Below are 23756 nucleotides of genomic sequence, written 5' to 3'. Positions count from 1 at the left end.
TCTGTTCACTCACCGCTTGCGCCATGAGTGGTTATCCGTCACAAGCTGAATTTCTCAAATGCACGCCAAAACATCTTCGGCGTTGTAAGGTTAAGCCTCACGGTTCATTAGTACCGGTTAGCTCAACGCATCGCTGCGCTTACACACCCGGCCTATCAACGTCGTCGTCTTCAACGTTCCTTCAGGAGACTCAAAGTCTCAGGGAGAACTCATCTCGGGGCAAGTTTCGTGCTTAGATGCTTTCAGCACTTATCTCTTCCGCATTTAGCTACCGGGCAGTGCCATTGGCATGACAACCCGAACACCAGTGATGCGTTCACTCCGGTCCTCTCGTACTAGGAGCAACCCCCCTCAATTCTCCAGCGCCCACGGCAGATAGGGACCGAACTGTCTCACGACGTTCTAAACCCAGCTCGCGTACCACTTTAAATGGCGAACAGCCATACCCTTGGGACCTACTTCAGCCCCAGGATGTGATGAGCCGACATCGAGGTGCCAAACACCGCCGTCGATATGAACTCTTGGGCGGTATCAGCCTGTTATCCCCGGAGTACCTTTTATCCGTTGAGCGATGGCCCTTCCATACAGAACCACCGGATCACTATGACCTGCTTTCGCACCTGCTCGAGCCGTCACTCTCGCAGTCAAGCCAGCTTATGCCATTGCACTAACCTCCTGATGTCCGACCAGGATTAGCTGACCTTCGTGCTCCTCCGTTACACTTTGGGAGGAGACCGCCCCAGTCAAACTACCCACCAGACACTGTCCCCACGCCAGATTATGGCGCCAGGTTAGAACATCAAACATTAAAGGGTGGTATTTCAAGGTTGGCTCCACGCAGACTGGCGTCCACGCTTCAAAGCCTCCCACCTATCCTACACATCAAGGCTCAATGTTCAGTGTCAAGCTGTAGTAAAGGTTCACGGGGTCTTTCCGTCTTGCCGCGGGTACACTGCATCTTCACAGCGAGTTCAATTTCACTGAGTCTCGGGTGGAGACAGCCTGGCCATCATTACGCCATTCGTGCAGGTCGGAACTTACCCGACAAGGAATTTCGCTACCTTAGGACCGTTATAGTTACGGCCGCCGTTTACCGGGGCTTCGATCAGGAGCTTCTCTTGCGATAACCCCATCAATTAACCTTCCGGCACCGGGCAGGCGTCACACCGTATACGTCCACTTTCGTGTTTGCACAGTGCTGTGTTTTTAATAAACAGTTGCAGCCAGCTGGTATCTTCGACTGGTTTCAGCTCCGCGAGCAAGTCGCTTCACCTACGCACCAGCGTGCCTTCTCCCGAAGTTACGGCACCATTTTGCCTAGTTCCTTCACCCGAGTTCTCTCAAGCGCCTTGGTATTCTCTACCTGACCACCTGTGTCGGTTTGGGGTACGATTTCGTGTTACCTGATGCTTAGAGGCTTTTCCTGGAAGCAGGGCATTTGTTGCTTCAGCACCGTGGTGCCTCGTCATCACGCCTCAGTGTTAAAGTGAACCGGATTTACCTGGAACACCCACCTACACGCTTAAACCGGGACAACCGTCGCCCGGCCAACATAGCCTTCTCCGTCCCCCCTTCGCAGTAACACCAAGTACAGGAATATTAACCTGTTTCCCATCGACTACGCCTTTCGGCCTCGCCTTAGGGGTCGACTCACCCTGCCCCGATTAACGTTGGACAGGAACCCTTGGTCTTCCGGCGAGCGGGCTTTTCACCCGCTTTATCGTTACTTATGTCAGCATTCGCACTTCTGATACCTCCAGCAGACCTCACAGTCCACCTTCGACGGCTTACAGAACGCTCCCCTACCCAACAACACACAGTGTTGCTGCCGCAGCTTCGGTGCATGGTTTAGCCCCGTTACATCTTCCGCGCAGGCCGACTCGACCAGTGAGCTATTACGCTTTCTTTAAATGATGGCTGCTTCTAAGCCAACATCCTGGCTGTCTGGGCCTTCCCACATCGTTTCCCACTTAACCATGACTTTGGGACCTTAGCTGGCGGTCTGGGTTGTTTCCCTCTTCACGACGGACGTTAGCACCCGCCGTGTGTCTCCCGTGATAACATTCTCCGGTATTCGCAGTTTGCATCGGGTTGGTAAGCCGGGATGGCCCCCTAGCCGAAACAGTGCTCTACCCCCGGAGATGAGTTCACGAGGCGCTACCTAAATAGCTTTCGGGGAGAACCAGCTATCTCCCGGTTTGATTGGACTTTCACCCCCAGCCACAGGTCATCCGCTAATTTTTCAACATTAGTCGGTTCGGTCCTCCAGTTAGTGTTACCCAACCTTCAACCTGCCCATGGCTAGATCACCGGGTTTCGGGTCTATACCCTGCAACTTAACGCCCGGTTAAGACTCGGTTTCCCTTCGGCTCCCCTATACGGTTAACCTTGCTACAGAATATAAGTCGCTGACCCATTATACAAAAGGTACGCAGTCACCCTCTTACGAAGGCTCCCACTGCTTGTACGTACACGGTTTCAGGTTCTGTTTCACTCCCCTCGCCGGGGTTCTTTTCGCCTTTCCCTCACGGTACTGGTTCACTATCGGTCAGTCAGGAGTATTTAGCCTTGGAGGATGGTCCCCCCATCTTCAGACAGGATATCACGTGTCCCGCCCTACTCATCGAGCTCACAGCCTGTGTGCCTTCGTGTACGGGACTTTCACCCTGTATCGTGCGACTTTCCAGACGCTTCCACTGACACACAAGCTGATTCAGGCTCTGGGCTGTTCCCCGTTCGCTCGCCGCTACTGGGGGAATCTCGGTTGATTTCTTTTCCTCGGGGTACTTAGATGTTTCAGTTCCCCCGGTTCGCCTCGTTAGCCTATGTATTCAGCTAACGATAGTGCAACGGATTGCACTGGGTTTCCCCATTCGGACATCGTCGGTTATAACGCCTCATATCAGCTTACCGACGCTTTTCGCAGATTAGCACGTCCTTCATCGCCTCTGACTGCCAGGGCATCCACCGTGTACGCTTAGTCGCTTAACCTCACAACCCGAAGATGTTTCCTGAGAATCATCATCGTGCTGCAAGCATTTGAGAGACTCGAACACACTTTCGTGTGTCGTTTCAATTTCAGCTTGTTCCGGATTGTTAAAGAGCAAATATCTCAAACGTGACTTTACAGTCAGTTTTGAGATATCGGTTGGTTGTGCCTTTCACCCACAGCCAAGCAAGTGGCGTCCCCTAGGGGATTCGAACCCCTGTTGCCGCCGTGAAAGGGCGGAGTCCTAACCGCTAGACGAAGGGGACACGAATGTCACGACTTCGCAGCCGTCTTGCTCATTACATCTATCAGACAATCTGTGTGAGCACTGCAGAGGCAGGTTCTTTAAGGTAAGGAGGTGATCCAACCGCAGGTTCCCCTACGGTTACCTTGTTACGACTTCACCCCAGTCATGAATCACAAAGTGGTAAGCGCCCTCCCGAAGGTTAAGCTACCTACTTCTTTTGCAACCCACTCCCATGGTGTGACGGGCGGTGTGTACAAGGCCCGGGAACGTATTCACCGTGGCATTCTGATCCACGATTACTAGCGATTCCGACTTCATGGAGTCGAGTTGCAGACTCCAATCCGGACTACGACGCACTTTATGAGGTCCGCTTGCTCTCGCGAGGTCGCTTCTCTTTGTATGCGCCATTGTAGCACGTGTGTAGCCCTGGCCGTAAGGGCCATGATGACTTGACGTCATCCCCACCTTCCTCCGGTTTATCACCGGCAGTCTCCTTTGAGTTCCCGGCCGGACCGCTGGCAACAAAGGATAAGGGTTGCGCTCGTTGCGGGACTTAACCCAACATTTCACAACACGAGCTGACGACAGCCATGCAGCACCTGTCTCAGAGTTCCCGAAGGCACCAATCCATCTCTGGAAAGTTCTCTGGATGTCAAGGCCAGGTAAGGTTCTTCGCGTTGCATCGAATTAAACCACATGCTCCACCGCTTGTGCGGGCCCCCGTCAATTCATTTGAGTTTTAACCTTGCGGCCGTACTCCCCAGGCGGTCGACTTAACGCGTTAGCTCCGGAAGCCACGCCTCAAGGGCACAACCTCCAAGTCGACATCGTTTACGGCGTGGACTACCAGGGTATCTAATCCTGTTTGCTCCCCACGCTTTCGCACCTGAGCGTCAGTCTTCGTCCAGGGGGCCGCCTTCGCCACCGGTATTCCTCCAGATCTCTACGCATTTCACCGCTACACCTGGAATTCTACCCCCCTCTACGAGACTCAAGCCTGCCAGTTTCAAATGCAGTTCCCGGGTTGAGCCCGGGGATTTCACATCTGACTTAACAGACCGCCTGCGTGCGCTTTACGCCCAGTAATTCCGATTAACGCTTGCACCCTCCGTATTACCGCGGCTGCTGGCACGGAGTTAGCCGGTGCTTCTTCTGTGAGTAACGTCAATCGCGATGTGTATTAAGCATCACGCCTTCCTCCTCACTGAAAGTACTTTACAACCCGAAGGCCTTCTTCATACACGCGGCATGGCTGCATCAGGCTTGCGCCCATTGTGCAATATTCCCCACTGCTGCCTCCCGTAGGAGTCTGGACCGTGTCTCAGTTCCAGTGTGGCTGGTCATCCTCTCAGACCAGCTAGGGATCGTCGCCTAGGTGAGCCGTTACCCCACCTACTAGCTAATCCCATCTGGGCACATCTGATGGCATGAGGCCCGAAGGTCCCCCACTTTGGTCTTGCGACATTATGCGGTATTAGCCACCGTTTCCAGTGGTTATCCCCCTCCATCAGGCAGTTTCCCAGACATTACTCACCCGTCCGCCGCTCGTCAGCGAATCAGCAAGCTGATCCCTGTTACCGCTCGACTTGCATGTGTTAGGCCTGCCGCCAGCGTTCAATCTGAGCCATGATCAAACTCTTCAATTAAAGTTTGATGCTCAATGTTTCTTTATTTCTAAAGAAAAGAACTTCGTAATGAATTACGTGTTCACTCGTTGAGACTTGGTATTCATTTTTCGTCTTGCGACGTTAAGAATCCAGTCCATCTGAGTGCCCACACAGATTGTCTGATAAATTGTTAAAGAGCGGTGCCGCTTCGCTTTTTTCTCAGCGGCGCGGGTTGCGTATACTACGCTTTCCCGCTTCAGAGTCAAGCGTTAATTTCGCTTAATTCCGTTTTGATTCTTGCTGTCAGGCCGGCGTGTATGCCGTTGTGCCGTGTCAGTGGAGGCGCATTATAGGGCCTGTTTCGGCGCTGACAAGAGAAAAATACAAAAAAGTTATCGTTCGGTCATTTCCCAGGCAATCCGCCTAACCATTGCGCGGATTGTGCGAAAGACGAGCGATTTCCCGGGCAAAAGCCGCGACCTGTTTCCAGTCGGTGTAGACCACTTCTTTACGGGTATCCGTTTCCCCGCCCGTCATTTTCATAATCAACCGAATCATGAAACGGTCATACCAGCGGTAACGCGGATAACGCAGAGCGCCTGCAAACACCGCACAGTGGTCTGGACGCCATAGCGAATGAAGAAGAAATTTACGCGTGTAGTTGTTAGTTTGCGGCGTACGCTTCTCTGGCTTACGCGCGACAAGGTTTACGGAAAAGAAGGCGCCGGGTAAAGCATTCAGTTCCGCATGATGCTTTTTCACAAACGCGTCCAGCGCCGCGTGAAAGTGCCCGTAGCGGATAGAGGCGCCAATAACGACTTTGTTATAGAGCGACCAGTCGATAGTTTCCGCACGGTGCAAATTCATAACGTCCGCGTCCACGCCCTGCTCTTTTAGTTCCGAAGCGATAAAGGACGCTATCTCACGCGTCTGTCCATCTCGGGTAGAAAACAAAATAAGGGTTTTCAATACAGACTCCATTTATTCGCGCCAGAAGGTGGGTGTAAACAGCACCAGCAAAGTAAAAACTTCCAGACGACCAAACAGCATGTTCGCCATCAGGACCCATTTCGCGACCGGGTTCATGCTGGCGAAGTTATCCGCTACCACGCCAAGCCCCGGCCCCAGGTTATTCAGCGTTGCGACGACCGAGGCGAAAGCCGAAAAGTCATCCACCCCTGTCGCGATAATCGCCAGCATGCTGATAATAAATACCAGAGCATAGGCAGAGAAGAACCCCCATACCGCCTCGAGTATGCGTTCCGGCAAAGCGCGGTTGCCAAGCTTAATGGTGTAAACCGCGTTGGGATGAACCAGCCGTTTCAGTTCGCGGTTCCCTTGCTTAAAGAGCAGCAGAATACGAATCACTTTAAGCCCACCGCCAGTCGACCCGGCGCAGCCGCCGATAAAAGCGGAACAAAGCAGCAGCACAGGTAAGAAAAGCGGCCAGCGCGCAATACTGTCTGTCGTAAAGCCTGCGGTAGTCGCCATTGAGACCACCTGAAAAAACGCCTGGTTTAACGTCATCACGGCGGAGTTATAAACGTCGTGGAACCAGAGCACCAGCGTACAGACCGCCACCAGCGTCACCTGTACGCCAATAAACATCCGGAACTCCGGATCCCGCCAGTAAACTTTCAGGTTACGTCCGCTCAGCAGCGAAAAGTGCAGGCCGTAGTTACAGCCGGAAATAAGCAGGAAGATAGCGATAATGGTATTGATGGTAGGGCTGTCAAAATAACCCACGCTCGCATCGTGCGTAGAGAAGCCGCCGATAGCGATAGTCGCAAAACTATGGCCGATGGCGTCAAAAGCGGACATCCCGGCGAACCACAACGCCAGCGCGCAGGCAACGGTAAGCAAAACGTAAATCAGCCACAGCGTTTTCGCCGTTTCAGCGATGCGGGGGCGCATTTTATTGTCCTTGAGCGGTCCTGGCATTTCGGCGCGATAAAGCTGCATCCCCCCGACGCCCAGAATAGGCAGAATCGCCACCGCCAGGACGATGATCCCCATGCCGCCGAACCACTGCAGCATCTGGCGATAAAACAAAATCGCGTGGGGTAACGAGTCCAGCCCCACCAGCGTTGTTGCGCCTGTGGTCGTTAATCCGGAAAAGGATTCAAAGAAGGCGTCGGTAACCGTCAGGTTCGGCCGTTCAGAAAAGATAAAGGGCAACGCCCCCACGCTTCCCAGCACCGTCCAGAAGAGAACGACGATAAGAAACCCCTCGCGGGATTTCAGCTCTTTTTTCTCCCGGCGGTTTGGCCACCAGAGCACCGCGCCTATCGCCAGCGCGACAAAGAAGGTTTGCGTAAAGGCACGGCCCGCGCCGTCCCGGTAAATGAGGGCCACCAGTCCAGGGATAATCATGGTCCCGGAAAAGAGAATAACCAGTAGTCCAACGATTCGGGTTATGGCGCGAAAATGCATCAGCCGCTTCCTTAGGGATCAAAAAAACGAGGGGGGATTATTATTCAACCGGTAACAAATGCAACGCGCCGCGACTAAAATCCGCAAGCCTTGAAGAAAACAACGCCACCTGCGTATGAGGCAGCGCCACGCGCAACGTCACGCCCGCCTGGTAATCGCTGTGCACTATCAGCCCCTCATGCTGCTTAAGCAGAGCGTCGATACCGGTGAGCTGTGCGTAATCACACAGCAAAGTATATTCAGTTAACGGCACTTTGCGGAGCGTGACGAGCTGATTGAGCGCCAGCTGCACGCCGCCGCCATAGGCTTTCACCAGCCCACCCGTCCCAAGCTTAATACCGCCGTAGTAGCGCACCACCACGGCGGTAATTTCTCCTATTCCGCTGCCGAGCAGTTGGGCAAGCATCGGCTTACCCGCCGTTCCCGCGGGTTCGCCGTCATCGGAAAAGCCCAGTTTTTGCGAATCATCCGGCGCACCCGCCACCCAGGCCTGACAGTGATGACGGGCATCAGGATGCTCCGCCTTCACTTGCCCGACGAACGCTTTCGCCGCTTCAACGCCATCGGTATGCGCGAGCAGCGTAATAAAGCGGCTTTTCTTTATCTCTTCCGTAACGGTGACCGGCTGCGCCGGAATAAGCCAGCTTTCCATCAGGCGAGCTTGAGATCCCGCGTCATGTTTTCCGTGCCGTTCTCATGAATCACCACGTTATCCTCAATACGGATGCCGCCGAACGGCTTAAGCGCTTCAATCTTCTGCCAGTTAAAATGCTTGCTGTACTGCCCTTCACGCCACGGCGCGAGCAGCGACTCGATAAAGTAAATGCCCGGCTCGATGGTCAGCACCATGCGCGGCTGAAGCACACGGGTACAGCGCAGATAAGGATATTTTTCCGGGGCAGGAAGGTGCGTGCCGGTATCGTCTTGCATGAATCCCGCCACGTCGTGCACCTGCAGGCCCAGCGGATGACCGATTCCGTGCGGCATAAACGGCCCGGTAATATTGGTTTCCACCATCGCCTCTTCGCTGATGTCATGCACAATCTGATGACGACGCAGCAGCTTCGCGATGCGCTGATGAAACTGCACGTGGTAATCGATGTAGTTTACGCCCGCCTTCATCGTGCCAATCAACGCCAGTTGTTCGTCGTTCACGTCTTTAATCAACTGCGCAAAGTCGTTATCGCTGCTGGCGGCCCAGGTACGGGTGAGATCTGCCGCATAGCCGTTATATTCCGCCCCGGCATCCAGCAAGAAGCTGCGCATTTCTGAGGGCGCCTGCTGATCAAGCTTCGTGTAATGCAGCACGGCGGCATGCTCATTGAGCGCCACGATATTGCCGTAAGGCACGTCTGTATCGCGATGGCCGGTGGCGGTCAGGTAAGCGAGATTAATATCAAACTCGCTCATTCCGGAAAGGAAAGCTTCGTGCGCGGCGCGGTGGCCTATCACCGCCGTTTTCTGCGCTTCGCGCATACAGGCCAGTTCATAATCCGTTTTATAAGCCCGATAGTAGTGCAGATAGTCGATAACCCCTTTCGGGTTGATCTTATCGGCAGCGATGCTCAGCTGTATCGCACGTTCCGGCGCTGGTCCGATATAAGCAATATTACCGCGCGCTGCAGGAAGCTGACTGCCGATGCCATCCGCTTTCGGCAGCGCGATAATCTCAATCTCGTCCGTCCAGAACGAGTGCGGCAGCGGCTCTACGTTGTGCCAGTAATCGACCGGCAGATAAAACCAGAGTTTCGGTTTGTTGACGCCATCCACCAGCAACCAACAGTTCGGCACCTGGGTCACCGGCACCCAGGCTTTAAACTGCGGGTTTACTTTAAACGGATAAGGATGGTCATCAAGAAAGACGTTGAACAGCTCACCAGAATGGATGAGCAGCGCATCAAGATTAAAGCGCGACAGCACATTACGGGTACGTTCCTGTAACGTAGCCAAATGATTTTTATAAAGAGCAGCCAACGAATCCATAATTTACCCTTCATCTATTAGTCCTAAACTCCGGCATCTTAGCACAACTTATCTGCACAAACGGTTTTCCCCCATCCGTGATCGGGTTTGCAAATATTTAAAGAGAAATTTGCATTTCATTAACATCAACTCCACACTCCGCTTCATCTGGTACGACCAGATCACCTTGCTGGATTCAGGAGACTGACATGCTCTACAAAGGCGACACCCTGTACCTCAACTGGCTGGAAGACGGCATCGCCGAACTGGTGTTTGATGCCCCAGGCTCGGTTAACAAGCTCGACACGGCGACCGTTGCAAGCCTTGGCCATGCATTAGATGTGCTGGAAAAACAATCCGATCTTAAAGGTTTGCTGCTGCGCTCAGAGAAAGCGGCTTTTATCGTTGGCGCGGACATTAACGAATTTCTTTCCCTGTTCCTCGTGCCGCAGGAGCAGTTAAGCGACTGGCTACGTTTCGCCAACCGCATTTTCAACCGCCTTGAAGATCTGCCGGTTCCTACCCTTTCCGCCATTAACGGCTATGCGCTGGGCGGCGGCTGCGAATGCGTGCTGGCGACCGATTACCGTATCGCCACGCCGGACCTGCGCATCGGCCTGCCGGAAACGAAACTTGGCATCATGCCGGGCTTTGGCGGATCGGTCCGTCTGCCGCGTCTGCTGGGCGCCGACAGCGCGCTGGAAATTATCGCCGCCGGAAAAGATGTCAGCGCGCAAGAGGCGTTGAAGCTTGGCCTGGTAGACGCCGTCGTCAATCCTGAAAAATTACGCGAAGGGGCGCTCAGCGTGTTGCGCCAGGCCATGCAAGGCGACCTGGACTGGAAAGCGAAACGCGCGCCGAAGCTTGAGCCGCTGAAGCTCAGCAAGATGGAAGCCGCCATGAGCTTCACCATTGCAAAAGGCGTGGTCATGCAAACCGCCGGTAAACACTATCCTGCGCCGATGACCGCCGTGAAGACTATCGAAGCGGCGGCGGGCCTTGGGCGCGACGAAGCGCTGGAGCTGGAAAACCAAAGTTTTGTGCCGCTTGCGCATTCCAGCGAAGCGCGCGCGCTGGTCGGCATTTTCTTAAACGATCAGTACGTAAAAGGCCAGGCGAAGAAACTGACGAAATCGGTTGAAGCGCCGAAGCAGGCCGCCGTACTGGGCGCTGGCATCATGGGCGGCGGCATCGCTTATCAATCCGCCTGGAAAGGCGTGCCGGCGATCATGAAAGATATTAATGAGAAATCGCTGGCGCTCGGCATCGGCGAAGCCAGCAAGCTGCTCAATAAACAGCTTGAGCGCGGCAAAATCGACGGGCTGAAGCTGGCGGGCGTTATCGCCACTATTCATCCGACGCTGGATTACGCCGGGTTCGATCGCGTAGATGTTGTCGTAGAAGCGGTCGTGGAAAACCCGAAGGTGAAAAAAGCGGTGCTGGCGGAAACCGAAGAGAAGGTGCGCCCCGATACGGTGCTGGCTTCCAACACCTCGACCATTCCTATCACCGAACTGGCAAGCGCGCTTAAACGTCCGGAAAATTTCTGCGGCATGCACTTCTTTAATCCGGTGCACCGCATGCCGCTGGTGGAAGTGATCCGCGGCGAAAAAACCTCTGAAGAAACCATCGCCAAAGTGGTGGCCTGGGCCAGCCAGATGGGGAAAACCCCGGTAGTGGTAAACGACTGTCCCGGCTTCTTCGTCAACCGCGTGCTGTTCCCTTACTTTGCCGGTTTCAGCCAGCTGCTGCGTGACGGCGCGGATTTCCGTCAGATAGATAAAGTGATGGAAAAACAGTTCGGCTGGCCGATGGGTCCCGCTTATTTACTGGATGTGGTCGGCATTGATACCGCGCACCACGCGCAGGCCGTTATGGCGGCCGGTTTCCCGCAGCGTATGCAGAAAGATTACCGCGACGCTATCGACGCGCTGTTCGACGCCGGCCGCTACGGCCAGAAAAACGGTAAAGGCTTTTACAGCTATAAAGAAGACAGCAAAGGCAAACCGCGTAAAGAGCAGGATGACGCAACAGACGGCCTGCTTGCTGAAGTCAGCCAGCCGAAGCGCAACTTCAGCGATGAAGAGATTATCGCCCGCATGATGATCCCGATGGTTAATGAAGTGGTTCGCTGTCTGGAAGAAGGCGTTATCGCAGGCCCTGCGGAAGCGGATATGGCGCTGGTCTACGGGCTCGGCTTCCCTCCATTCCACGGCGGCGCGTTCCGCTGGCTTGATACACAGGGCAGCGCGAAGTACCTGGATATGGCGCAACGCTATCAGGCGCTGGGGCCGCTTTATGAAGTACCGGCGGGGCTGCGTGAAAAAGCGCTCCGCAACGAGCCCTATTACCCCCAGGTTGAACCCGCCCAGGCGGCTGGCGAACTGAAAACGGCTTAAGGAGCGAAGTATGGAGAAGGTTGTAATTGTTGACGCTATCCGCACCCCGATGGGTCGTTCCAAAGGCGGCGCCTTTCGCCACGTGCGGGCAGAAGATCTTTCCGCGCATCTGATGCGCAGCCTGCTTTCGCGCAATCCGCAGCTGGAAGCCAACGCCATTAATGATATTTACTGGGGCTGCGTGCAACAGACGCTGGAGCAAGGGTTTAACATCGCCCGCAACGCGGCGTTGCTGGCGGAAATTCCGCACTCGGTGCCTGCCGTTACGGTAAACCGCCTGTGCGGCTCCTCTATGCAGGCGCTGCACGACGCGGCCCGCATGATAATGACCGGCGATGCAGAAGCTTGTCTTGTCGGCGGCGTGGAGCATATGGGGCATGTGCCGATGAGCCATGGCGTCGATTTTCATCCCGGCTTAAGCCGCAACGTGGCGAAAGCGGCGGGCATGATGGGACTGACGGCGGAAATGCTCTCCCGCATGCATGGCATTAGCCGTGAAATGCAGGATGCGTTTGCCGCCCGCTCGCACCAGCGCGCCTGGGCGGCGACCCAGGCGGGACATTTTAAAAATGAAATCATCCCCACCAGCGGCCATGACGCCGACGGCGTGCTGAAGCGCTATGACTATGACGAAGTCATCCGTCCGGAAACCAGCGTGGAAGGCCTTGCGACGTTGAAACCCGCCTTCGACCCGGCGAACGGTACCGTGACGGCGGGCACCTCTTCCGCCCTTTCCGACGGCGCCGCCGCTATGCTGGTGATGAGCGAATCCCGCGCCCGGGAGCTGGGCCTGACGCCGCGCGCGCGCATTCGTTCTATGGCGGTGGTCGGCTGCGATCCTTCAATAATGGGTTACGGCCCGGTTCCGGCTTCAAAGCTGGCGCTGAAAAAAGCGGGCCTTGCCGCCAGCGATATCGACCTTTTCGAGATGAACGAAGCGTTCGCCGCGCAGATCCTGCCATGCATTAAGGACCTGGGGTTGATGGAGCAGATAGACGAGAAGATAAACCTCAACGGCGGCGCCATCGCGCTGGGCCACCCGCTCGGCTGCTCCGGCGCGCGCATTAGCACCACGCTGATTAACCTGATGGAGCGACGCGACGCCCAGTTTGGCCTCGCCACTATGTGCATTGGTCTCGGTCAGGGTATCGCCACGGTATTTGAGCGAGTCTGAGTCATTTTCTGAGTTTAGTTGCCGTTCTTCCCGCCTGTCAGGGGCGGGTTTTTTCTTTTATACTTTCCTTGTTATGCTGATTTTCTCGCCGTTACTAACAAAGGTATCGACTGTGAAAACCCTCTCTTATCTTGCTCTGCTCGCCTGTTTTTTGACGCCTGCCGCTTATGCGCAAACCACCTCTACCGAGCTGACGCTGGTGCAGCGCTGTCTGGACGAGGCAAAAAAAGAGTTAAAAGAAAATCCAGAAGGGCTGGCGGCGCTTAATGCGTTAAAAATCGTCCCGGATAGCGTTCAGGTAGAGCGGTACGACCGTAAGATTGGCCGTCAGCACATCGCCACGCAGTTAACCGCCACGCTGAGGAGCGCGACAAAGCCGAGCGTCATGCTGTTGTGCTTGCTGGAAGAAGATAAGCCGCTGTTTACGTTTATCCGCTGAGGCAGTCCCTCTCCCGCAAGGAGAGAGGGTCCAGGTGAAGAGCAAAGGTCATCAAATAAACGCGAACGCGTCGCCAAACAGACGATCTTCACGCGCGTTGCGCTCGTTGCAGAACAGATCGCGGGCGATTTTCGCCATTTCGAAGCGGCCCGCGATATAAATGTCATGTTCCGCCAGCGTGCCGAAATCCTGCAAAACTGCCGTCAGCACAGTGCCGCTGCGCCCGCGCCACGCCTCTTCAGGCTGTTCCACTACGGGTTCCACACGAAGATTAGGATGGTTCACCGACAGAGCTTCCAGTTCCGGCAAATCATAAAGGTGTTTCTCTTCGCGCCCGCCCCAGTAAATCGTGATATCGCGGTTTGGGTTGCGCGCCAGCGCGGTCAGCAAAATTGAGCGCACGTAGGAGAAACCAGTGCCGCCGGCAATCAGGATCATGGGGCGATCTTCCTCGTCGCGCAGCCACGCTTCGCCGTGAGGAATATCCACTACGATTTCACGCTCTTTCAGGATGCGATCCATCACCGCCATCGCGTAGAGATTAAGCTCGGAGGCGCCGATATGCAGCTCAATAAAAGCGTGTTCGTCGGGCGTGGAGGCCATGGAGAAGGGACGCTTATCACGCTCATCCATCACGACCATCAGGTACTGGCCCGCGCGAAAAGAAAACGGCGCTTCAGGCACTAAACGAACGCGATACACGGTATCCGTGATGGCTTCTACCGAGGTCACTTTACAGCTTAAAATTGTCATGCGTTCCCTCTGTCGGGTCAATAATGCAAACCGCGACGGCGGCGCTTCAGGCGCCCTTACCGTCATTGAAAATGGCCAGCTCGTTCCAGATAGCGTCTATACGCGCCGTGACCGCAGGATCTTTTTTAATGGGACGGCCCCACTCGCGCTGAGTCTCGCCTGGCCATTTATTGGTGGCGTCCAGTCCCATTTTTGAGCCAAGGCCGGAAACCGGCGAAGCGAAATCCAGGTAATCAATTGGCGTGTTTTCCACCATTACCGTATCGCGCGCCGGATCCATACGCGTCGTGATAGCCCAGATAACATCGTTCCAGTCACGCGCGTTCACGTCGTCATCGCAGACGATAACAAACTTGGTATACATGAACTGCCGCAGGAATGACCAGACACCCATCATGACGCGTTTGGCGTGTCCGGCGTACTGCTTCTTAATGGTGACTACCGCAAGGCGATAAGAGCACCCTTCCGGCGGCAGATAGAAATCGACAATTTCCGGAAACTGCTTTTGCAGGATCGGTACGAACACTTCGTTCAGCGCCACGCCCAGCACCGCCGGTTCGTCTGGCGGACGGCCGGTATAGGTGGAGTGATAAATAGCATCTTCGCGCTGCGTAATGTGCGTGACGGTAAAGACCGGGAAGTTGTCTATTTCATTGTAATAGCCGGTGTGATCGCCATAGGGTCCTTCCGGCGCCATTTCACCCGGTTCAATATAGCCTTCCAGCACGATTTCCGCGCTGGCAGGCACTTCGAGATCGTTAGAAAGACACTTTACCACTTCGGTTTTGGTGCCGCGCAGCAGCCCGGCGAAAGCGTATTCAGAAAGCGTATCCGGCACAGGCGTCACCGCGCCGAGGATAGTCGCCGGATCGGCGCCCAGCGCCACGGAAACCGGGAAACGTTCACCAGGGTGCGCCGCCTGCCACTCCTGGAAATCAAGCGCGCCGCCGCGATGCGAGAGCCAGCGCATAATCAGCTTGTTTTTGCCAATCAACTGCTGACGATAAATGCCGAGATTCTGACGTTCTTTATGCGGGCCGCGCGTAACCGTCAGTCCCCAGGTAATCAACGGCGCAGCGTCTTCCGGCCAGCACTGCATAATGGGGATACGCGTCAGGTCGACCTCATCGCCCTGAATCACCTTCTGCTGGCAAGGCGCGCCGCGCAGCCGTTTCGTCGGCATGTTAAGCACCTGCTTAAACTGCGGCAGCTTGTCGAACAGATCACGAAATCCACGCGGCGGCTCCGGCTCTTTCAAAAAAGCGAGCAGCTTGCCCACTTCACGCAAAGCCGATACCTCTTCCTGCCCCATGCCCATCGCTACACGCTTCGGCGTGCCAAAGAGATTGCACAGAACCGGCATGCTGTAACCCTTCGGATTTTCGAACAGCAAAGCGGGACCGCCAGCGCGCAATGTGCGGTCGGCGATTTCAGTCATCTCCAGGTGGGGATCGACGGGAAGCGAAATGCGTTTAAGTTCGCCCTGCTGCTCCAGCAGCGCAAGAAAGTCGCGTAGATCGTGATATTTCATGCAGTTATTCATGCCCTCGGGTTAAGCTCTCCATTATACGGCGTTCGCGGCGGCCACGCCGTAGTTTTGTTAAATTAACGTGAATCCAGGCCGCATGCCATTATGGCTTCCGTTATAATCACCTTAGCGATCCCTGAATGGTTTTGTTATGCTTGCCCGCCCGGCAATAAGGCAATAATAAGAAGAGTTATCATGCGATCCTGGTATCTACTGTACTGCAAACGAGGACAGCTTCAGCGCGCGCAAGAGCATCTTGAGCGCCAGCAGGTCAATTGCCTGACGCCCATGATTACGCTTGAAAAAATCGTGCGGGGAAAACGCGCCGCAGTCAGTGAGCCTCTGTTCCCGAACTACATGTTTGTGGAATTCGATCCGGAAGAGATTCATACCACGACTATCAGCGCGACTCGCGGCGTCAGCCATTTTGTTCGCTTTGGCTCGCAGCCGGCTATGGTGCCGCTAACGGTGATTGAACAGCTGCAGAATTGCCAGCCAGAAGAGGTGACTGACCCGCAAACGCCTTATGAAGGCGATAAAGTGGTGATTACCGAAGGCGCCTTTGAGGGACTGGAAGCGATTTTCACCGAGCCGGATGGCGAGACCCGCTCCATGCTGCTGCTTAATCTGCTTAACAAGCAGGTTCGACAGAGCGTAAAAAACACCGATTTTCGTAAAATTTAATTCCCATCGGCCCGCGCATTGCGAGCCGATGCCTGTCATTAATGGGTCGCTTCGCCGACCACGCCGCCTGCGCCTGCGCCAACCACAGCGCCTTTCAACACGCTTTTCCCTGTTGCCGCAGCGACTCCCGCACCCACTACCGCGCCAACGGCGCCGCCCTTACGCGCCGCTTTGCCTTTGTCGCCTTTTTTAAGCATTGCGCCCGCGCCTGCGCCAACCACAGCGCCGCCAACAGTGCTCTTAACGCTCTTGCCGACAACCGCGCCCGCCGTGGCGCCCAGCACCGCGCCAGTAGCGGTTTTATCGATAGCCTGCGCCTGTCCGGCCAGCGCCATACAGAGAATGAACATCCCAGTGATTTTCTTTTGCATAATTTTTCCTTAACAAACCAGGTTTACTGCCGGCGCCAAGGATAACACTCTGAAGAAACCGCCATTTTGGCGTCTGTGTACATTTCTGTACGGTTATGCCGCAACAGGACGGGAAAAAAACAGGCGCGCCGCGTTTGCATCGGTTACCTGCTCCAGCCAGCGGGCGTCCTCTCCACGCCAGGCGGCGACGCGCTCAAGAATATGCGGCAGATAACAAGGCTCGTTACGCCGTGAAGCGGGTTTAGGTAAGAGATCGCGCGGCAAAAGATAAGGCGCATCCGTTTCCAGCAGGAGTTTTTCAGCAGGAATAACCGGCAGCAGCTCGCGTAATGCCAGGCCGCGGCGCTCATCGCACACCCAGCCGGTAATTCCCAGATAGAGCCCGCGCGCCAGGCAATCTCTCGCTTCATCTTCAGTGCCGGTAAAACAGTGCAGCACCGCGCCGGGAAGTTTATCAAGCCAGGGGTCGAGCAAAGCGAGGAAACGCGCATGCGCATCGCGGCAATGCATAAAAACCGGCATGCCGAGCTCAGCGGCTATCGCCAGTTGGGCGCTAAACGCGCGCTCCTGCGCTTCGGGCGTGGAAAAGTTACGGTTAAAATCGAGCCCGCATTCGCCAATGGCCACCACTTCCGGCTGGCGGGCAAGCTCACGCAACCGCTGAGCAGAAGCATCATCCCACTGACTACTGTCGTGAGGATGCACCCCTGCGGTGGACCAGCAGCGCTCGTAGCGCCGCGCCAGCAGCTGGGCCTGGGCGCTTTCATGCAGATTCGTGCCGGTAAAAAGCAGGCCGTTCACCCCGGCCGCATGCGCGCGCGAAATGACTTCATCCCGGTCTTTGGCAAACTGTGAACTGGTGATGTTCAGTCCAATATCAAACATAGCGCTTCCCATATAAAAACCGCCCTGACGGGCGGTTATCACTTACTCTTGCGATTCTTCTTCCGAATTATCGGGTCGGCGTTTGCCAACATAGAATCTTGCGAAAAAGACGCCGACTTCAAACAGGCAGTACATCGGAATCGCCAGCAGCGTCTGAGAAAAGACATCCGGCGGCGTCAGCAGCATACCGATGACGAAAGCGCCGACCAGCACGTACGGGCGCTTCGCCTTGAGATCTTCCGGTGTGGTTACGCCAAGCCAGCAGAGCAGCACAATGGCGACCGGCACCTCAAACGACACGCCGAAGGCCATAAACAGCGCCATCACGAAATCAAGATAACTGGTGATGTCTGTTGATACGACCACGCCCGCAGGCGCCGTTTTGGTTAAAAAGCCAAACGCCAGCGGGAAGACGACAAAGTAAGCAAACGCCATGCCGATATAAAAGAGCAGCGTGCTGGACACCAGCAGCGGCACGACCAGCCGACGTTCATGTTTGTACAGCGCTGGCGCGACAAAAGCCCACACCTGGTAGAGAATAACCGGCGCCGACAGGATGACCGACACCATGACAGTAAGCTTGATAGGGGTAAAGAACGGCGAGGCCACATCGGTGGCTATCATTGTCGCGCCAAGCGGCATCTGAGAAATAAGCGGCGCGGCGACCAGCTGGTAAATATCGTTCGCGAAATAGACCAGCGCCAGGAAAATGACCAGCACCGCAATAATGCAGTTCAGCAGTCGCTTGCGCAGTTCAATCAGATGACTGATTAAGGGTTGGGTATCTTCAACAGCCATGTTCAGGGTTTATCACTCGTTGGGGAAGCCGGTTCCGGGTTACGGGAGGCAGCAGGCTCAGCCTTTTTGACTTCCGGCGCGGGCTGCGGTTTCGCGGTCGGCGCCTCAGCGCTGGCCGCTGGCTGAGCGGATTGCTCAGGCGCTGCGGCTGGCTTCTGCGCTGGCGCTTCGGCCTGATGCTCCGCCGAGCCCGGCGTAACGCCTTCATGGCTCGCTTCGTTGTCCTTCACCAGCGGATTGTGAATGGTGTGGGCCTCGTCGCTCGCCTTCTCCGGGTCATTCGCGGTATAGGAGCGCTTCATGGCCTCCGCTGCATGACGCAGCTCATCCATTGACTCCTTCAGCTCTGGCGTCAGGTTATTAAGGCTCGCCTTTTCCACTTTCTTCAGGCTGTCCTGCAATTCCTGAATCTTCAGCTCCTGAGAAAGCTCGTTTTGTACGGTAGTGGCCAGCGAGCGCAGCGCCCGGATCCAGCCCACCACCGTTTTCACCGCTACAGGCAAGCGTTGCGGCCCCAGTACAATGAGACCGATAACGAAGACCAGCAGCAGTTCGCTAAAACCAATATCAAACACGAATTACACCTGCTCTTTATCGTGGCGTTTCGCCTCGTCTTTTTTAGCCTCATCAGGCTTATCAGCGATTGATTTCGCAGTGAAATCAGCATCCTGCTGGTGCGAGGTCTCTTTTTTGTCGTCATCGCTCATGGACTTTTTAAAGCCCTTGATCGATTCGCCCAGATCGGACCCCAGAGAACGCAATTTTTTGGTGCCGAAAAGCAAAACGACGAGAACGGCAATAATTAACAATTGCCAGATACTGATGCCACCCATAAAAACCTCAGCTACTAATGAAGAAGTATCAGGCCGCATTATAAATCACGCGGCCATTCCATGACGATAAATTCAGCTCGATCGCCGCCAGCCGATAAGCCAGACGACAAGCCCTCCCGCCATCAGCCAGGCGGGCGTAAACTCCCAGTCGGGCCGGTTGATAAGCAGCAGCGTGCCGCTCAGCAACAGCGTGGCGCCAACCCCGAAAAGGTAGCGCGACTGTCCCTGCCGAACGCGATGAGCGTGCAATTCATTGGCAATCTTATCAACGCTTTGTTGCAGTTGTTTTCCTTGACGCAAGTTGTTGTAAACCAGCTCCGGCAAATCGGGCAGTTTTTCTACCCAGTAAGGGGATTTCTCTTTAACCGCGCGCACCAGCGCCGGGAAGCCCACCTGATCTTTGATCCAGGTTTCCAGAAAAGGTTTCGCCGTTTTCCATAAATCAAGCTGCGGATAAAGCTGACGCCCTACGCCTTCGATATAAAGCAGCGTTTTTTGCAGCAACACTAACTGCGGCTGCACTTCCATATTGAAGCGGCGCGCCGTGTTGAAAAGGTTCAGCAGGACATGCCCGAACGAGATTTCGGCCAGCGGCTTTTCAAAAATCGGCTCACAGACGGTACGGATGGCGAATTCGAACTCTTCAACATTGGTATCGGGCGGCACCCAGCCGGAATCAACGTGTAGCTCCGCGACTTTCCGGTAGTCACGGTTAAAGAAAGCGATAAAGTTTTCCGCCAGATAACGCTTATCTTCTTTGTTAAGCGAACCCACAATGCCACAGTCGATACCGATATATTGCGGGTCTTCCGGGTGGTCGTAGCTAACGAAGATATTGCCAGGGTGCATATCACCATGGAAGAAGCTGTCGCGAAATACCTGGGTGAAAAAGACGCGCACGCCGCGCTCAGCCAGCAGTTTCAGGTTGGTGCCGTTTTTCTCCAGCGCCGCCACGTCAGAAACCGGGATGCCGTAAATACGCTCCATGACCAGCATGTTCTGACTGCAATAGTCAGAGTACACCTCCGGCACGTACAGCATTTTGCTATTTTCAAAGTTACGGCGCAGCTGAATGGCGTTAGCCGCCTCTCTTAGCAGATCCAGCTCATCAATCAGCGTTTTTTCATATTCGCGCACCACTTCCAGCGGCCGCAAACGGCGGCCATCCGGCATCAGACGCGGCACCCAGCGGGCAAGCCGGTAGATGAGCTTCATGTCCGCCTGGATAACCGGCAGGATATCCGGACGGATAACTTTGATGACCACCTCTTTCCCGTTCTCTTTCAGCCGGGCGGTATGCACCTGCGCAATCGAGGCGGAAGCCAGCGGTTTGATGTCGAAGTCGTCAAACCAGGTTTCGACAGGCATGTCGCCCATCGCCTTTTCGATTTGCCGTTTCGCCAGCACACCGTCAAACGGGGCCACGCGGTCCTGCAACAGCGCCAGTTGATCGGCTATCTGCGGCGGGAAAAGATCGCGGCGGGTTGACAACATCTGACCAAATTTAATCCAGACCGGACCAAGCTCCTGTAAAGCCAGACGCAGACGCTCGCCCAGTTCTTTATCTTTATGCCGGTTAGGCATCCAGAACAGCCCGCGTCGCCAAAGGCGCAGCGGCAGCGTGATACGCATGCGGGGAATGAGTTCATCAAGCCCATAGCTTAGAAAGGTCTGAATGATGAAATAAAGGCGCCGAATTTCACCTGGCGTCATTTGCCCTCCAGTTTATTCAGCCGTTTGGTTAATGCTTCTACAGAGCGCTCAATCGCCGAGATCTCCTCAGAAAACCAGGCGACTTCAAGCCTTCCCGGCGCCAGCCGCCACTCTTCAGTCAAGGCCTCAGCCAGATACTGCTGGTTGCGGGTAACGCTTTTCTTTAGCAATGAACCGCCACGGCGCACTAGCTTGCTGATCCCTTCAGCGGCGATATCGCCCGTATAGGGCGCAAGCACCTCCGCGGGATCAAACTCGGCTAAATCCAGCAGCGCGACAAAATTTTGCACAACCTGCAGGTCGCCCTGCACTTCCAGTTCGCCGCTGCGAATAAGCGAGGTGAGCTGCTGTCTGTCCTGCAATTTAGGCAGCACTGAAAGCCGGGTAATCACCGAGCAGTCCGCCTCGCCTTCCCACTGGCTCAGCACATCCAACTGCTTTTCACTAAAAGAGAGCACCAGCGGCGCGGAAAACTCTTTTAGCACTACCCGCAACACTTTTCCCTGTAAGCGCTGGCGAGGCCCTTTCAGCGCCGGCTCGCGATAGAGGAATGTGTTAAGCACGCCCTCTATGCCTGCCGTAATAAGGGGTGTGAACGGCATCCGCCACCTCCTGTCAGAACTTGTAGCCGCGATGCAGCGCCACGATGCCGCCGGTCATGTTGTAATAGTTCACGCTTTCAAAACCGGCGTCTTCCATCATCGCTTTCAGCGTGTCCTGATCCGGATGCATGCGGATAGATTCGGCCAGATAACGGTAGCTCTCCGCATCGTTCGCCACCATCTCGCCTACGCGCGGCAATACGTGGAAAGAGTAAGCGTCATAGGCTTTGCTGAGCGGCTCAATGGTCGGTTTGGAGAACTCCAGCACCAGCAGGCGGCCGCCCGGCTTCAGCACGCGGAACATGGAGCGCAGCGCTTTTTCTTTGTCGGTAACGTTACGCAAACCAAAAGAGATGGTGATGCAGTCGAAAGTGTTATCAGGAAAAGGCAGCGCTTCGGCGTTCGCCTGCACATACTCGACATTGCCGACCACGCCGGTGTTGCGCAGCTTTTCGCGGCCCATTTTCAGCATGGAGTCGTTGATATCCGCCAGCACTACCCGGCCGCTCTCGCCAACCAGACGGGAGAATTTAGCGGTCAGGTCGCCGGTGCCGCCCGCGAGATCCAACACGCTTTGCCCACGACGTACGCCGCTGCAGTCGATAGTGAAGCGCTTCCACAGACGATGAATGCCAAAAGACATCAGGTCGTTCATGATGTCGTATTTTGCGGCCACAGAATGAAACACCTGCGCGACTTTATCGGCTTTTTCCGTTTTCGCTACAGTCTGGAAGCCAAAGTGCGTTGTTTCTTGTGAATCTTCAACCATCTCAGTGCCTGCTTATCAAGAAAATGTTCGTGAAGTGTAACAGATTGGGCGCGATTGCCCTATGATTCAAGGCCATCGCGTAGCGCCGTCTTAGCCTTCGCCCGCGGCGCGGTATGAAGTTAAGCTATTGTCATTTATAGCGTCCTTTGACGCATTCTGCCCATCCGGCAGCGGCCACGCCTCCTCTTCCTGGCGGGCCTGTTCCACTAAATCCGGATTAATCTCGCGCTTAATTTCCACGCCCAGCGCGCGAAACGCTTCCGCCTGCACCAGCAGGTTGCCGCGCCCGGAAGCCAGCTTTTTCATCGCCTGACGGTAGCTGTCGCCCGCCTTATCGATACATTGACCGATGGCGGTCATGTCATCCACGAACAGGCGCATTTTGTCGTACAGTCTGCTGGCGCGTTCGGCGATGTGCTGAGCGTTTCGGCTCTGATGTTCATAGCGCCAGAGGTTAGAGATAGTGCGCAGCGCCACCAGCAGCGTGGTCGGGCTGACGAGCATAATGTTATTTTTCAGCGCCTCGTTGATGATTTCCGGCTGCCGATCGATAGCCAGTAAAAAGGCGGGTTCGACGGGAATAAACATCAGCACATAGTCGAGCGTGCGCAGCCCCGGCAGTTGCTGGTAATCCTTACGTCCCAGCAGGCGGATATGGTTGCGGATAGAGGCGATGTGCTCGTTAAGCGCCAGGTCGCGGGTATAGTCATCTTCCGCGTTGAAGTAACGCTCATAGGCCACCAGCGTCATTTTGGCGTCGATGACGACATCTTTGCCCTGCGGCAGTCGCACAATGACATCCGGCTGCATGCGGCTGCGGTCGGCAAGCTGGATATTAACCTGCGTTTCGTACTCGTGCCCTTCGCGCAGGCCGGAAGCCTCCAGCACCCGAGCCAGCACCACTTCGCCCCAGTTGCCCTGGGCTTTGTTGTCGCCCTTCAGCGCGCGAGTAAGGTTAATCGCCTCCTGGGCCATTTGCGCGTTCAGCTGTTGCAGGTTGCGGATTTCATGGGCCAACGTATGGCGCTCCCGCGCCTCCTGGCCGAAGCTCTCCTGCACCTGGCGGCGAAAACCGTCGAGCTGCTCGCGCAGCGGCGTTAACAACCCGTTCAGACTCTGGCGGTTCTGCTCTTCAACCCGACGGTTGCTCTGCTCAAAAATCCGATTGGCGAGATTTTCAAACTGCTCGCTCAGGCGCTGCTCGCTGTTCATCATCTGGCGCAGCTTCTCTTCGGCGTGCAGTTGGGTGGATTCAAGACGGGTAGTGACTTCGCGCAGGTCAGACTCCAGCGAGCTGTTAATTTCCCGCAGGCTGCGCAGTTCATTGTTGAGAAGTTCGCATTCGTCACGCCAGTGTAAGCTCTGTTCAAGCGAGGCTTTGGCGGCGCTCAGTTCGCCGTAAATATCGCGCTGTTCCGCCAGCAACTCCGCCTTTAGCTGCACCGCCCGCTGGCTTGCTAATAACCACCCGACCAGCACGCCCGCCAGAGCGATTATCGCCAACAAAATGTATGAGCTTTCCACTACGCCTCCTGCCTGAACTGCAACGCATGCCAGCAGCGATTGTGCT

19 protein-coding genes, 1 tRNA gene and 2 rRNA genes are annotated in these 23756 nt (G+C 55.4%); 4 read left to right on the top strand and 18 right to left on the bottom strand.

Going from position 1 to position 23756, the window contains the following annotated elements:
- Window positions 1–86 precede the first annotated feature (86 nt).
- The 7 genes from ACU4F7_RS01370 to pepQ form a co-directional block, all read right to left on the bottom strand.
- Window positions 87–2991, bottom strand: a 23S ribosomal RNA gene (locus ACU4F7_RS01370).
- A gap of 189 nt (window positions 2992–3180) precedes the next feature.
- A tRNA-Glu gene (locus ACU4F7_RS01365) sits at window positions 3181–3255 on the bottom strand.
- A gap of 85 nt (window positions 3256–3340) precedes the next feature.
- Window positions 3341–4882 (bottom strand): 16S ribosomal RNA (locus ACU4F7_RS01360).
- Together the 16S and 23S rRNA genes with 1 tRNA gene alongside form the textbook arrangement of a ribosomal RNA operon.
- A 384-nt stretch (window positions 4883–5266) precedes the next feature.
- Entirely contained in the window at window positions 5267–5812 is a 546-nt protein-coding gene (gene hemG, locus ACU4F7_RS01355; RefSeq protein ID WP_024558497.1) for a menaquinone-dependent protoporphyrinogen IX dehydrogenase, read from the bottom strand.
- Window positions 5813–5824: 12 nt separating this feature from the next.
- Window positions 5825–7276 (bottom strand): Trk system potassium transporter TrkH, encoded by a 1452-nt coding sequence (gene trkH, locus ACU4F7_RS01350; protein WP_024561637.1) that lies wholly within the window; start codon window positions 7274–7276, stop codon window positions 5825–5827.
- 40 nt (window positions 7277–7316) lie between these two features.
- Window positions 7317–7928, bottom strand: coding sequence for an IMPACT family protein (locus ACU4F7_RS01345; RefSeq protein ID WP_029590722.1), 612 nt, complete (start codon window positions 7926–7928; stop codon window positions 7317–7319).
- On the bottom strand, window positions 7928–9259 hold the full coding sequence (gene pepQ / locus ACU4F7_RS01340) for a Xaa-Pro dipeptidase (protein ID WP_029590723.1): 1332 nt from the start codon (window positions 9257–9259) through the stop codon (window positions 7928–7930). Before pepQ ends, ACU4F7_RS01345 begins: the two co-directional genes overlap by 1 nt.
- 188 nt (window positions 9260–9447) lie before the next feature.
- On the opposite strand from pepQ, the gene fadB reads away from it, so the two are divergent.
- The 3 genes from fadB (at window position 9448) to ACU4F7_RS01325 (ending at window position 13250) form a co-directional block, all read left to right on the top strand.
- On the top strand, window positions 9448–11637 hold the full coding sequence (gene fadB / locus ACU4F7_RS01335; protein ID WP_481637883.1) for a fatty acid oxidation complex subunit alpha FadB: 2190 nt from the start codon (window positions 9448–9450) through the stop codon (window positions 11635–11637).
- Between the two features lie 10 nt (window positions 11638–11647).
- Complete coding sequence (fadA, locus tag ACU4F7_RS01330; RefSeq protein WP_029590725.1) at window positions 11648–12811, top strand: acetyl-CoA C-acyltransferase FadA; 1164 nt, start codon at window positions 11648–11650, stop codon at window positions 12809–12811.
- A gap of 112 nt (window positions 12812–12923) precedes the next feature.
- Window positions 12924–13250: a hypothetical protein gene (locus tag ACU4F7_RS01325; protein ID WP_481637882.1), complete on the top strand. Its 327-nt coding sequence runs from the start codon at window positions 12924–12926 to the stop codon at window positions 13248–13250.
- A 51-nt stretch (window positions 13251–13301) separates the two neighbouring features.
- On the opposite strand, the gene fre is transcribed toward ACU4F7_RS01325, so the two are convergent.
- Both fre and ubiD read right to left on the bottom strand, forming a co-directional pair.
- Entirely contained in the window at window positions 13302–14003 is a 702-nt protein-coding gene (fre, locus tag ACU4F7_RS01320; protein WP_024558491.1) for an NAD(P)H-flavin reductase, read from the bottom strand.
- 46 nt (window positions 14004–14049) lie between these two features.
- The gene (gene ubiD, locus ACU4F7_RS01315) at window positions 14050–15534 is read right to left on the bottom strand and encodes a 4-hydroxy-3-polyprenylbenzoate decarboxylase (RefSeq protein ID WP_481637881.1); all 1485 of its coding nucleotides are present in this window, start codon (window positions 15532–15534) and stop codon (window positions 14050–14052) included.
- Window positions 15535–15726: 192 nt separating this feature from the next.
- On the opposite strand from ubiD, the gene rfaH reads away from it, so the two are divergent.
- The gene (gene rfaH, locus ACU4F7_RS01310) at window positions 15727–16215 is read left to right on the top strand and encodes a transcription/translation regulatory transformer protein RfaH (protein ID WP_024558489.1); all 489 of its coding nucleotides are present in this window, start codon (window positions 15727–15729) and stop codon (window positions 16213–16215) included.
- Window positions 16216–16253: 38 nt separating this feature from the next.
- Here rfaH and ACU4F7_RS01305 read toward each other — a convergent pair whose 3' ends face one another.
- The 9 genes from ACU4F7_RS01305 to rmuC form a co-directional block, all read right to left on the bottom strand.
- Window positions 16254–16586 carry a glycine zipper family protein gene (locus ACU4F7_RS01305; protein WP_481637880.1) on the bottom strand — a complete coding sequence of 111 codons (333 nt, stop codon included), beginning with the start codon at window positions 16584–16586 and terminating at the stop codon, window positions 16254–16256.
- Window positions 16587–16679: 93 nt separating this feature from the next.
- Window positions 16680–17483: a 3'-5' ssDNA/RNA exonuclease TatD gene (tatD, locus tag ACU4F7_RS01300; RefSeq protein ID WP_481637879.1), complete on the bottom strand. Its 804-nt coding sequence runs from the start codon at window positions 17481–17483 to the stop codon at window positions 16680–16682.
- A 30-nt stretch (window positions 17484–17513) separates the two neighbouring features.
- Window positions 17514–18269: a Sec-independent protein translocase subunit TatC gene (gene tatC / locus ACU4F7_RS01295; protein ID WP_029590732.1), complete on the bottom strand. Its 756-nt coding sequence runs from the start codon at window positions 18267–18269 to the stop codon at window positions 17514–17516.
- Between the two features lie 2 nt (window positions 18270–18271).
- Window positions 18272–18844, bottom strand: a complete 573-nt coding sequence (gene tatB / locus ACU4F7_RS01290; protein WP_029590733.1) for a Sec-independent protein translocase protein TatB — start codon at window positions 18842–18844, stop codon at window positions 18272–18274.
- A 3-nt stretch (window positions 18845–18847) separates the two neighbouring features.
- Window positions 18848–19102 (bottom strand): Sec-independent protein translocase subunit TatA, encoded by a 255-nt coding sequence (gene tatA, locus ACU4F7_RS01285; protein WP_024558484.1) that lies wholly within the window; start codon window positions 19100–19102, stop codon window positions 18848–18850.
- 72 nt (window positions 19103–19174) lie between these two features.
- Window positions 19175–20815, bottom strand: coding sequence for a ubiquinone biosynthesis regulatory protein kinase UbiB (ubiB, locus tag ACU4F7_RS01280; RefSeq protein ID WP_029590735.1), 1641 nt, complete (start codon window positions 20813–20815; stop codon window positions 19175–19177).
- Entirely contained in the window at window positions 20812–21417 is a 606-nt protein-coding gene (ubiJ, locus tag ACU4F7_RS01275) for a ubiquinone biosynthesis protein UbiJ (protein ID WP_029590737.1), read from the bottom strand. Before ubiJ ends, ubiB begins: the two co-directional genes overlap by 4 nt.
- A gap of 13 nt (window positions 21418–21430) precedes the next feature.
- The gene (gene ubiE / locus ACU4F7_RS01270; RefSeq protein ID WP_024553905.1) at window positions 21431–22186 is read right to left on the bottom strand and encodes a bifunctional demethylmenaquinone methyltransferase/2-methoxy-6-polyprenyl-1,4-benzoquinol methylase UbiE; all 756 of its coding nucleotides are present in this window, start codon (window positions 22184–22186) and stop codon (window positions 21431–21433) included.
- 90 nt (window positions 22187–22276) lie between these two features.
- Complete coding sequence (rmuC, locus tag ACU4F7_RS01265) at window positions 22277–23710, bottom strand: DNA recombination protein RmuC (RefSeq protein ID WP_029590738.1); 1434 nt, start codon at window positions 23708–23710, stop codon at window positions 22277–22279.
- Between the last annotated feature and the right edge of the window lie 46 nt (window positions 23711–23756).

The organism is Franconibacter pulveris, assembly GCF_056780215.1.
Note: the sequence above shows the minus strand (reverse complement) of the source record. Positions and strands in the feature narration are given on the sequence as shown.